Here is a 9,095-nt window from a genome sequence, read left to right as displayed (position 1 = left end):
CCCGCCACCGCCTGGGACGGCGCGGATTGGCTGCCGATCGGCACGCCCGTCGGCGCCCGCACCGCCCACGTCCTCGACGAGACGCTGCAGGAGGTCGGGATCGGCGTGCCGGGTGAGCTTTACATCGGCGGCTATGGCCTCGCCCGCGGCTATGTCGGCGCGCCGGCCGAGACCGCCGCGCGCTTCGTGCCCGACCCGTTCGGGGCCGCGGGCGGGCGGCTCTACCGCACCGGCGACCGGGTGGTGCGGCGCGCCGACGGCTCGCTGAGCTATCTCGGCCGGATCGACGCGCAGGTGAAGGTGCGGGGCTTCCGCATCGAGCCCGGCGAGGTCGAGGCGCATCTGCTGGCCCATCCGCGCTGCCGCGAGGCGGCGGTGCGCGCGGCGAAACGAGGCGCGGAGGCGCATCTCGTCGCCTACGTCGCCGGGCGGGGCGGGGCGGAGGCGGATCTCGCCGCGGTTCTCGCCGCCCATCTCGCGGAGCGGCTTCCGGCGCATATGCGCCCCTCGCTGATCGTGGTGCTGCCGGCGCTGCCGCGTCTGGCGAGCGGCAAGCTCGACCGGGCGGGCCTGCCGGCGCCGGAATGGAAGGCGGGCGCCTACGCCCCGCCGCGGGGGGCGACGGAAGAGCGGCTCGCCGGCCTGTGGGCGTCGCTGCTCGGTATCGAAAAGGTCGGCCGGGACGACGGCTTCTTCGCGCTGGGCGGACACTCCCTCCTCGCCGCCAAGCTCGTCGCCCGTATCCGTGCCGAGTTCGGGCGCGACCTGCCGCTGCGCGCGGTGTTCGAGACGCCGGGTCTTTCGGCGCTCGCGCTCCATATCGAGGCCGCGCCCCCCGTCGCGCCGACCCCGAGCGTTCCCCCGCCCCCCCGCGACCGGGCGGTTCCGGCCACCGACATGCAGGCCGGCCTCTGGCACTGGCAGCGGCGCCATCCTCACAGCGCCGCCTGGACCATCTTCGGGGCGATCCGCCTGTCCGGCCCCCTCGACACCGACGCGCTGCGGGCGAGCTTCGACCATGTCGCCGCCCGGCACGACGCCCTGCGCACCACCTTTCGCGAGGGCGAAGCCGGCCTCGAACTGGTGGTGCATCCGCCCGAACCGTTGCGAATCGAGCGGCTCGACCTGACCGATCGCCCCCGCCGGGACGCCGAGGCGTACGCCCTCGCCTTCGCCCGCGCGCAGGCGAACCGCCCGTTCGACATGGCGGCGGATCGACCGATCCGGATCGGCCTTGCCCGGCTCGGCCGCCAGGACCATTTGCTGACGCTCGCCGTCCACCATGCCGCGGGCGACGGGCAGGCGATGGCCCTGCTGCTCGACGAAGTCGGCACCGCCTACCGCGCCTTCTCGTCCGGCGCGGAGCCCGGGCTACCCGAACCCGCACGGCAGTCCACCGATTACGCCGCGTGGCGCCGGGCACAGGATCGCACCCCGGCGACGGAGGCCCGGCTCGCGCAGGCGCTGGAGCGCCTGTCCGGCGCGTGGCGGCCCGATCCGGTGCCGACCGACCGGCCGCGCACGCTCACCCTCGGCAGCGAAGGCGCCCGCCTCCGCTTCGAACTGCCCATCGCCACGACGGCCCGGCTGGCAGACCAAGCGCGCGCCGTGAACGCGACCCTGCCGATGGCGGCGATGGCCGCCCTGGGCGTCGCCCTGCGCCGCCGTTGCGACCGCAACGCCCTGAGCCTCGGCCTGCTCGTATCCGACCGCGGGGCGCCCGAGCTGGATTCGGTGGTGGGCTGCTTGGTCGCCACCGAGTTGACGGTGCTCGATGTCGATCCGGCGAAGTCCTTCACGCAGCTCCTCATCGCGGTTCGCGACGAGCGATTGGCCGCTCAGGGCGCCGGACCCTTGCCCTACGCCCGCCTCCTCGACGCGCTCGGGAAGCGGGGTCTGCCGGACCGTGCAGGAGCGCCGTTCCAAGTGCTGTTCAGCTACCTCCGGGCCGAGCCCGAGCACCCGGATCTGTTGACGGGCCTCAGGGCGAGCGACCTGCCGGTCGAGTGCGGCGACGAGAGCTTCGAACTGGAATTCGACCTCAAGGAGCGGCCCGACGGACGCCTCGCCGTCTCGATCGGCTACCTCACCGGCCTGTTCGACGCGGCCACCGTCGCGGCCTTGGCCGACGACTTCGCCGCCGTGCTGGAAGCCGCCGCCCGCGATCCGGACCGCCCGGTCGCGTGGCTCCGGCCGCCTCTTGCTGTGCCATTCGCCCGACCCGGCGCCGCGGCCTGAACGACCTCACGACACCGACGGGCGGCGCCGGACGGCGCCTTCCGCACACGCAACAGCCGATTGAGCGGGATGCACATGACCCACAAGGAGAGAGACCTGATCGGCATCGGCTTCGGGCCGGCCAACCTCGCGCTCGCCGTGGCGCTCTCTGAAATTCCCGGCGCCAAGCGGCTCGACTGGGGCTTCCTGGAGCGCCAGGACGGATTCCACTGGCACCGCGACATGCAGATCGAGGGCAGCACCGTCCAGATCTCGTTCCTCAAGGATCTGGCGACCCTGCGCGACCCGACGAGCCCGTTCACCTTCGTGAACTACCTGCACCACAAGGGCCGGCTCGAGAGCTTCATCAACCTGAAGCAGGACGCGCCGACGCGGGAGGAATTCACCGATTACTTCCGCTGGGCGGCAGCCGCCTTCGAGGACCGCGTCAGCTACGGCGAGACCGTCGAGGCGGTCGAGCCGGTGACGCGCAACGGCACCGTCTCGCGGCTGCGGGTCGTGTCGCGCGACGCCGACGGCACCCGCAGCGAGCGGCTGACCCGCGACCTCGTCGTCGCGGTCGGCGGGCGCCCGAGCATTCCGGCGCTGTTCCAGGGCTTCGGTGACGACCGGATCGTCCACACCTCGTCCTACCTCTCGCGGCGCGATGCGCGGATCGGTTCGCGCGGGCCGGTGCGGGTCGCGGTGATCGGCGGCGGGCAGAGCGCCGCGGAAGTCTTCTACGACGTCACCCAGCGCTTTCCCGAGGCGCAGGCCACGCTGATCCTGCGCGACCACGCCCTGCGCCCGGCCGACGACAGCCCCTTCGTCAACGAGGTGTTCGACGCCGCTTTCGTCGATGCGGTGCATGCGATGGAGGCCGAGGCGCGGCGCGGCCTCATCGCCTCCATGCGCAACACCAACTACGCGGTGGTCAACCACGACCTGATCGAGCGCATCTACGCTCTGCTCTACCGCCAGCGCGTGACCGGCACCGAACGGCACCGGGTGCTGTCGGGGCGGACCATCGAATCCGCGCAGGAGCGCGACGGCCTCGTCCTCGATCTGCGCGACGCGGTGACCGGCACGGTCGCGAGCGAGGGCTTCGACGTGGCGATCCTGGCGACCGGCTACCGTCACGACGGTCACCGACGGCTGCTCGCCGGACTCGCCGCCGACCTCGGCGGTTTCGAGGTCGATCGCTTCTATCGGCTCAAGACACCGGCCTCCTACACCCCGCGCATCTACCTCCAGGGCTGCAACGAAGGCAGCCATGGGTTGTCCGATACGCTGCTCTCCATCCTGCCGCTCCGGGCGTCGGAGATCGTCGGCGACATCCTGTCCGGGCGCAGCTGTCGCTCGCTCGCCTCGGCGAGCTGAAAGCGGAGCCGGGGCTGTGGATACACCGTCAGCGGCTCGTATTCTCGACCATTATTCTTGTCGATGTGACGGCAAAGCCACGATCAGCGCGTTGGTTCGGGAAGAATAGGCAGTCTCTCCATTCGTCGCCAAAAATAGAATGGTTCTAAAAACTGTTCTAGATTTGATCTCATGCATTGCAACGGCGTGTGCGACGGAATAACAAGCTCGACCATAGTTCTATTTCTGCTTCGGGGGTGTTGATGCGTATCTCGGAACGATGCCGGATGACGGTGCTGACGGCCGGTTCGGCCGCGATGCTCGGCGCCGTCGGCCTCGTGGCGCCGCTCGGCGCCATGGCTCAGGAATCCACCCGGCTCGACGAGATTTCGGTCGAGGGATCGGGCCAGGGCCGCGGAGCCGGTCGTCCCGGCGGTCCCGGCCGCAACGTCGTCTCGGTCTCCGGCGACCCGGAGGCCGGCGGCAAGGGCCCGGTCGAAGGCTTGGTGGCCAACACCAGCACCGCAGGCACCAAGACCGCCGCGCCGATCATCGAGACGCCGCAATCGCTCACCGTCATCGGACGTGATCGCATCGAGACCCTACAAGCGACGAGCGCCAGCGAAGTCTTCCAGTATACGCCGGGCATCAACGCCGACACCTACGGCAGCAACTCGCGTTCGGACAGCTACATCACCATCCGCGGCCTGCCGGCCAACTTCTTTCAGGACAATCTGCGCCTGCCACTGACCCGCCCCTATGGCGGCTACCGGGTCGATCCGTTTATGATCGAGCGCCTCGAAGTCTTGCGGGGACCCTCTTCTGTTCTCTACGGCCAGGGCGGCCCAGGCGGCACCATCAACTACGTCTCGAAGCGCCCGACCCCGGTGCCCTTCGCCATGGTCGACATGCAGGTCGGCAATTTCGAGCAGCCGCGCATCGGGATGGATTTCGGCGGGGCGCTCAACGGCGACGGCACGCTGAGCTACCGCATGATCGGCGTCGGCCAGAACACCCAGCTCAACGGCGGCAACCCCTTCACCGGCCAACGCATCGCGCTGGCGCCGTCCTTCGCCTGGAAGCCCGACAACCAGACCTCGCTGATCGTGTTCGGTTCGTTCCTGCAGGACGACACCCATATCGACAGCGACTTCCTGCCGGCCCAGGGCACCGTCCTGCCGAACCCGAACGGGCGCATCTCGCGGCGGCTCTATACGGGCAACACGAGTTTCGACAAGCAGATCCGCACGCAATACGCGATCGGCTACGAGTTCGAGCATCGCTTCAACGATGCCTTCGCCGTGCGCCAGAACCTGCGCTACGCCACCGTCAGCACCGGCATCAACACGGTCTACGGTGCCGGTATCAACTTCGACGACCCGACCTTCCGAACGATCAACCGCTATGCCATCGGCGGCAAGGTCGGTGCCAAGGCCTTCACGCTCGACAACCAACTGCAGGCGGATTTCTTCCTCGGCCCGACAAAGCATACGGTGCTCGTCGGCGTCGATTATCTGAACCAGTACAGCTTCGATCAGCAGAACTTTCGTGACGGCGGACTTCTCGACGTGTTCTCCGGCATCGGCCAGCCGATCGCTCCCGGCGCTCCGCTCCTGCTCCAGGACGAACGGCAGACCATCTCGCAGGTCGGCGTCTACTTTCAGGACCAGATCAAGTTCTTCGATCGCCTCGTGCTGACCGGCGGCTTCCGGTACGACTCCGCCGTCAACGACTTCAAGGACCCGGTGAACGCGGACAGTTCCGGCGTCTCCAAGGACTCGGCCCTGTCGCCGAGGATCGGCGCCGTCTACCTCTTCGACAACGGGTTCGCGCCTTACATCAGCTACTCCGAATCCTTCTCCGTCAATCCGGGTGCCGGCCGGTTCGCCCGGGACGGTGATCTGGTGTCGTCGGGCCCGTTCCGCCCGAGCCTCGGCAAGCAGGAGGAGATCGGCCTGCGATACAAGGCGCCGGGTCTGCCGATCCTCCTCAGTGCTTCCGCCTTCGACATCACGCAGACCAACGTCGTCTCGACATTCGGACTGCTTTCCTATGCACAGGATCTGCGCTCGCGCGGCTACGAGATGGAGGCGCTGGTCGAGTTCGGAAACGGCTTCCGGGCGATCGGCACCTACACGCTTCAGGATGTGCGCGTCATCGGCAGCCCGGACGAGCCGATCGAAGTGGGGACGCGTCCGACGGCGGTGCCGGATCGCATCGCCGCTTTGTGGGGCGACTACACCTTCCTCACCGGCGATCTTCGCGGCCTGAGGCTCGGCGCCGGCCTGCGCTACACCGGCGGCTCGGTCGGCTCGATCAGCCTGACGCCGATCCGCGTGCCGGAATTCTTCCTCGTCGATCTCGGCGTGTCCTACGCCTACGAGAACTGGCGCTTCTCCCTCAACATCCGCAACCTCGCCGACAGGAAGTTCATCAGCGCCTGCGGCGACCCGACCTCCTGCTTCTATGGCCAGGAGCGCAAGGTCATCGTCGGAGCCCGTTACACGTGGTGAGTTCGTTGGACCAGGTCTCGATGCCCTTCACCCTCGTCCTCGCCGACGGACGAAAGGTCTTCGCCGAGGTCGAGGACGAGCGCGCCCGCATCGTGGTTGAGGGGGGCGGCGCGCTGGTCTTTGCCCGGCCCGAGCGGCACGTCTTCACCGCTCTCGACGGGTTCGAGGCGGGGATGCCGCCCGAAGCCCTGCTGCCGCTGCTGGCCCACGTCTTCGCCCGGCGCCCGAAGGCCGAGACGGCCGAGATCACCCTGCCGGCCTCAGACGACTGGGCCCGCGAGGCGATCCGCGCGGGCGTGATCCAGGCGGTCGAGCCGGGGGAGGGGGGCCTGCGGCTCACCGCCCAGCGCAGCGCATTCTGGCAGCATCCCGACCTGTGGCTGAAGGGAAGGGCCAGCGGTCGGACGCCGCTCGCCTATGTCATGAGCGGCGACAAGCGCCATCCGAAGCGGCCGGTGAAGCCGGTCGGCGAGGTCTACCGGCGCCACATGCCGCGGTTCAAAGCGGACTTCTCGATCCGCGCGGTCGATGTCGAGGGTGACCTCGAGACCATCAATCGCTGGATGAACCTCGACAGCGTGGCCGAATTCTGGAACGAGCGCGGCGATCTCGACCATCACCGCGCATATCTGTCCACCGTCGCCGCCGATCCGCATATGGCAAGCTTCGTCGGCTGCTTCGACGACCAGCCGTTCGCCTATTTCGAGATCTACTGGGCGAAGGAAGACCGGGTCTCGCCGTTCTACGACGTGCACGATTACGACCGCGGTCTGCATCTCCTCGTCGGCGATCCGCGCCATCAGGGGCCGGGTAAGGTCGAGGCGTGGTTCCGCGCCGTGCTCCACTACATGTTCCTCGACGATTCCCGCACGACCCGCGTGATCGGCGACCCGCGCATCGATCACGTGCGCTGGATCGAGTACATGCAGAAGCAGGGCTTCGTGCGGCTGAAGGAGTTCGACCTGCCGCACAAGCGCTCGGAGCTGATCTACATCGAGCGCGAGACCTTCTTCGGCCCGCCCCATTCCGGGCCGGCCTGACCCGGCGATTCCGGGGCGTCGCGGACGGTTTGAGTTGCGACTCCACAGGTCTGTTGCATATCGGCGCCGCGCATGGGTTGCGCGGCGCGCCGTTCCTCCCCCTTCATGCTCCGGCGCGCCGCTTTGAGCCGGCGCGCCAAGACAATGATCCGGGAGGAGTTTGGATGGGTCTGTCATCCCTGTCGCGCCGTGCGCTCGTCGTCGGCGGACTGATCGCCGCCGCGCTGCCGCTCGCGGCGCAGGCGCAAGCGCCGGCCTATCCGACACGGCCCATCACCCTCGTGGTCCCCTTCGCCGCCGGCGGCTCGACCGACGTGGTCGGGCGCCTCGTGGCGCAGAAGATGTCGGACATCCTCGGCCAGCAGGTCGTGGTCGAGAACGTGGTCGGCGCGGGCGGCAATGTCGGCGCGGCGCGCGTCGCCAAGGCCGAGCCCGACGGCTACACCATCCTGATGGGCACGGTCGCGACCCATGCGCTCAACCCGCTGATCCTCAAGCGCAAGCCCTACGATCCGGTCACCGATTTCAGCCCCGTGGCCCTGCTCGCGGTCGTGCCGAACGTGCTCGTGGTCAACCCGAACCTGCCGGCCAAGAACGTGCAGGAGCTGATCGCCCTGCTGAAGGCCGACCCGACCAAGTACAACTACGCCTCGTCGGGCGTCGGCACGCCGCTCCACCTCTCGGGCGAGCTGTTCAAGAGCATGGCCGGGGTGAAGATGCAGCACATCCCCTATCGCGGCTCCGGCCCGGCGCTCAACGACGTGGTGGCCGGGCAGGTGATGATCCAGTTCGACAACCTTCCCTCGGCCTCGGAATTCATCAAGGCCGGTAGCCTGCGGGCGCTCGCGGTGACGACGAAGGAGCGCGCGCCCTCCTTCCCCGACGTGCCCACCATCGCGGAATCGGGCCTGCCGGCCTACGAGACCTACACCTGGAACGCGCTGTTCGCGCCGCCCAACACGCCGAAGCCGATCGTCGACGCCCTCAACGCCGCCGCGGTCAAGGCGCTGGCCGATCCAGGGCTCGCCGAGCGGATGAAGGGCTTCAGCGCCAAGCTCACGCCCTCGACCCCGGAGGCGCTCGCCGAGCACGTGAAGTCCGAGATCGCCAAGTGGACTCCGGTGGTCAAGGAAGCCGGCATCCAGGCGGATTGACTCGAAAAGCGGCCCGTCGTGGATGGCGGGCCGCCGGCTCGATAATCGGGCACGACGCGCAGGGCGCGCCGTGGCAGAACGATAAAAAAGCCGCCCTCGATGGCGGTCCGGCTTTCTGGAGGAAACAAGGATGGACGCGCCCCTCGACGGCACGTCGGCGCGCCGCGGTCCGGTGCGGGCCCCGCAGAGCCTGGTCGCCGGCCTCGGCCTGATCGGGCTCGGGCTGTTCGGCGTCTGGGCCTCGAGCGACCTTGATTACGGCTCGCTCCGGGCGATCGGCCCCGGCCTGATGCCGTTCTGGCTGTCCGTCGGCGTCGGGATCTGCGGACTGGCTCTGGCGGTCGCCGGCTTCACCCATGACGGGCACCCGCTGCAATCGGTCTCGTTGCGCGGCCCCCTCGTCATCACCCTGGCTGTGCTCGCTTTCGCGGTCACGATCCGGCCCTTCGCGCTCGGGGGCGTCTCGACGCCGGGGCTGGGCCTCATCGTCGCCGGCCCCCTCGCCATCGTCATCGCGGGCTATGCCGGCACCGAGGCGCGCTTCCTCGAACTCCTGACGCTCGCGCTGTTCCTGACGGCGGGCTGCATGCTGCTGTTCGGCGACATGCTGAACCTGCCGATCCCGATCTTCCCCACCGCCGTGGTCCAGGCGATGACCGGCGTGCTGCCGGCCCGCACCCTGTTGCGGATCGCGGCGGGCGTGATGGCGCTCGTGGGCTCGGGCCTCCTCCTCGTCCAACGCCGCTCGAGCCGGCGCGAACCCATCGAGGTCGCGCGCCACTCCCTGACGACCTGATCTCGGAGCGGTTCTT

General features: G+C 69.0%; 6 protein-coding genes. All 6 read left to right on the top strand.

What is annotated here, in order from left to right:
* Positions 1-2,238: condensation domain-containing protein (locus BM140_RS14705; RefSeq protein ID WP_165616470.1), on the top strand; the 2,238-nt coding region annotated here is incomplete at its 5' end.
* A gap of 75 nt (positions 2,239-2,313) precedes the next feature.
* On the top strand, positions 2,314-3,597 hold the full coding sequence (locus BM140_RS14700; RefSeq protein WP_165616469.1) for a lysine N(6)-hydroxylase/L-ornithine N(5)-oxygenase family protein: 1,284 nt from the start codon (positions 2,314-2,316) through the stop codon (positions 3,595-3,597).
* A gap of 266 nt (positions 3,598-3,863) precedes the next feature.
* On the top strand, positions 3,864-6,089 hold the full coding sequence (locus tag BM140_RS14695) for a TonB-dependent siderophore receptor (RefSeq protein ID WP_114436000.1): 2,226 nt from the start codon (positions 3,864-3,866) through the stop codon (positions 6,087-6,089).
* Complete coding sequence (locus BM140_RS14690; RefSeq protein WP_131803840.1) at positions 6,086-7,129, top strand: GNAT family N-acetyltransferase; 1,044 nt, start codon at positions 6,086-6,088, stop codon at positions 7,127-7,129. The genes BM140_RS14695 and BM140_RS14690 overlap by 4 nt, the downstream gene beginning before the upstream one ends.
* A gap of 164 nt (positions 7,130-7,293) precedes the next feature.
* Positions 7,294-8,283, top strand: coding sequence for a Bug family tripartite tricarboxylate transporter substrate binding protein (locus BM140_RS14685; protein ID WP_091947611.1), 990 nt, complete (start codon positions 7,294-7,296; stop codon positions 8,281-8,283).
* Positions 8,284-8,413: 130 nt separating this feature from the next.
* Positions 8,414-9,079: a tripartite tricarboxylate transporter TctB family protein gene (locus tag BM140_RS14680; RefSeq protein ID WP_091947608.1), complete on the top strand. Its 666-nt coding sequence runs from the start codon at positions 8,414-8,416 to the stop codon at positions 9,077-9,079.
* Positions 9,080-9,095: the final 16 nt, after the last annotated feature.

It is taken from the genome of Methylorubrum salsuginis (assembly GCF_900114375.1).
GTDB classification, from domain to species: domain Bacteria; phylum Pseudomonadota; class Alphaproteobacteria; order Rhizobiales; family Beijerinckiaceae; genus Methylobacterium; species Methylobacterium salsuginis.
This window is presented reverse-complemented; position numbering and strand designations above follow the sequence as displayed.

Coding starts and splice junctions, on each gene's coding strand:
- BM140_RS14695 (WP_114436000.1), top strand. CDS start 3,864: ATGACGGTGCTGACGGCCGGTTCGGCCGCGATGCTCGGCGCCGTCGGC.
- BM140_RS14685 (WP_091947611.1), top strand. CDS start 7,294: ATGGGTCTGTCATCCCTGTCGCGCCGTGCGCTCGTCGTCGGCGGACTG.
- BM140_RS14700 (WP_165616469.1), top strand. CDS start 2,314: ATGACCCACAAGGAGAGAGACCTGATCGGCATCGGCTTCGGGCCGGCC.
- BM140_RS14680 (WP_091947608.1), top strand. CDS start 8,414: ATGGACGCGCCCCTCGACGGCACGTCGGCGCGCCGCGGTCCGGTGCGG.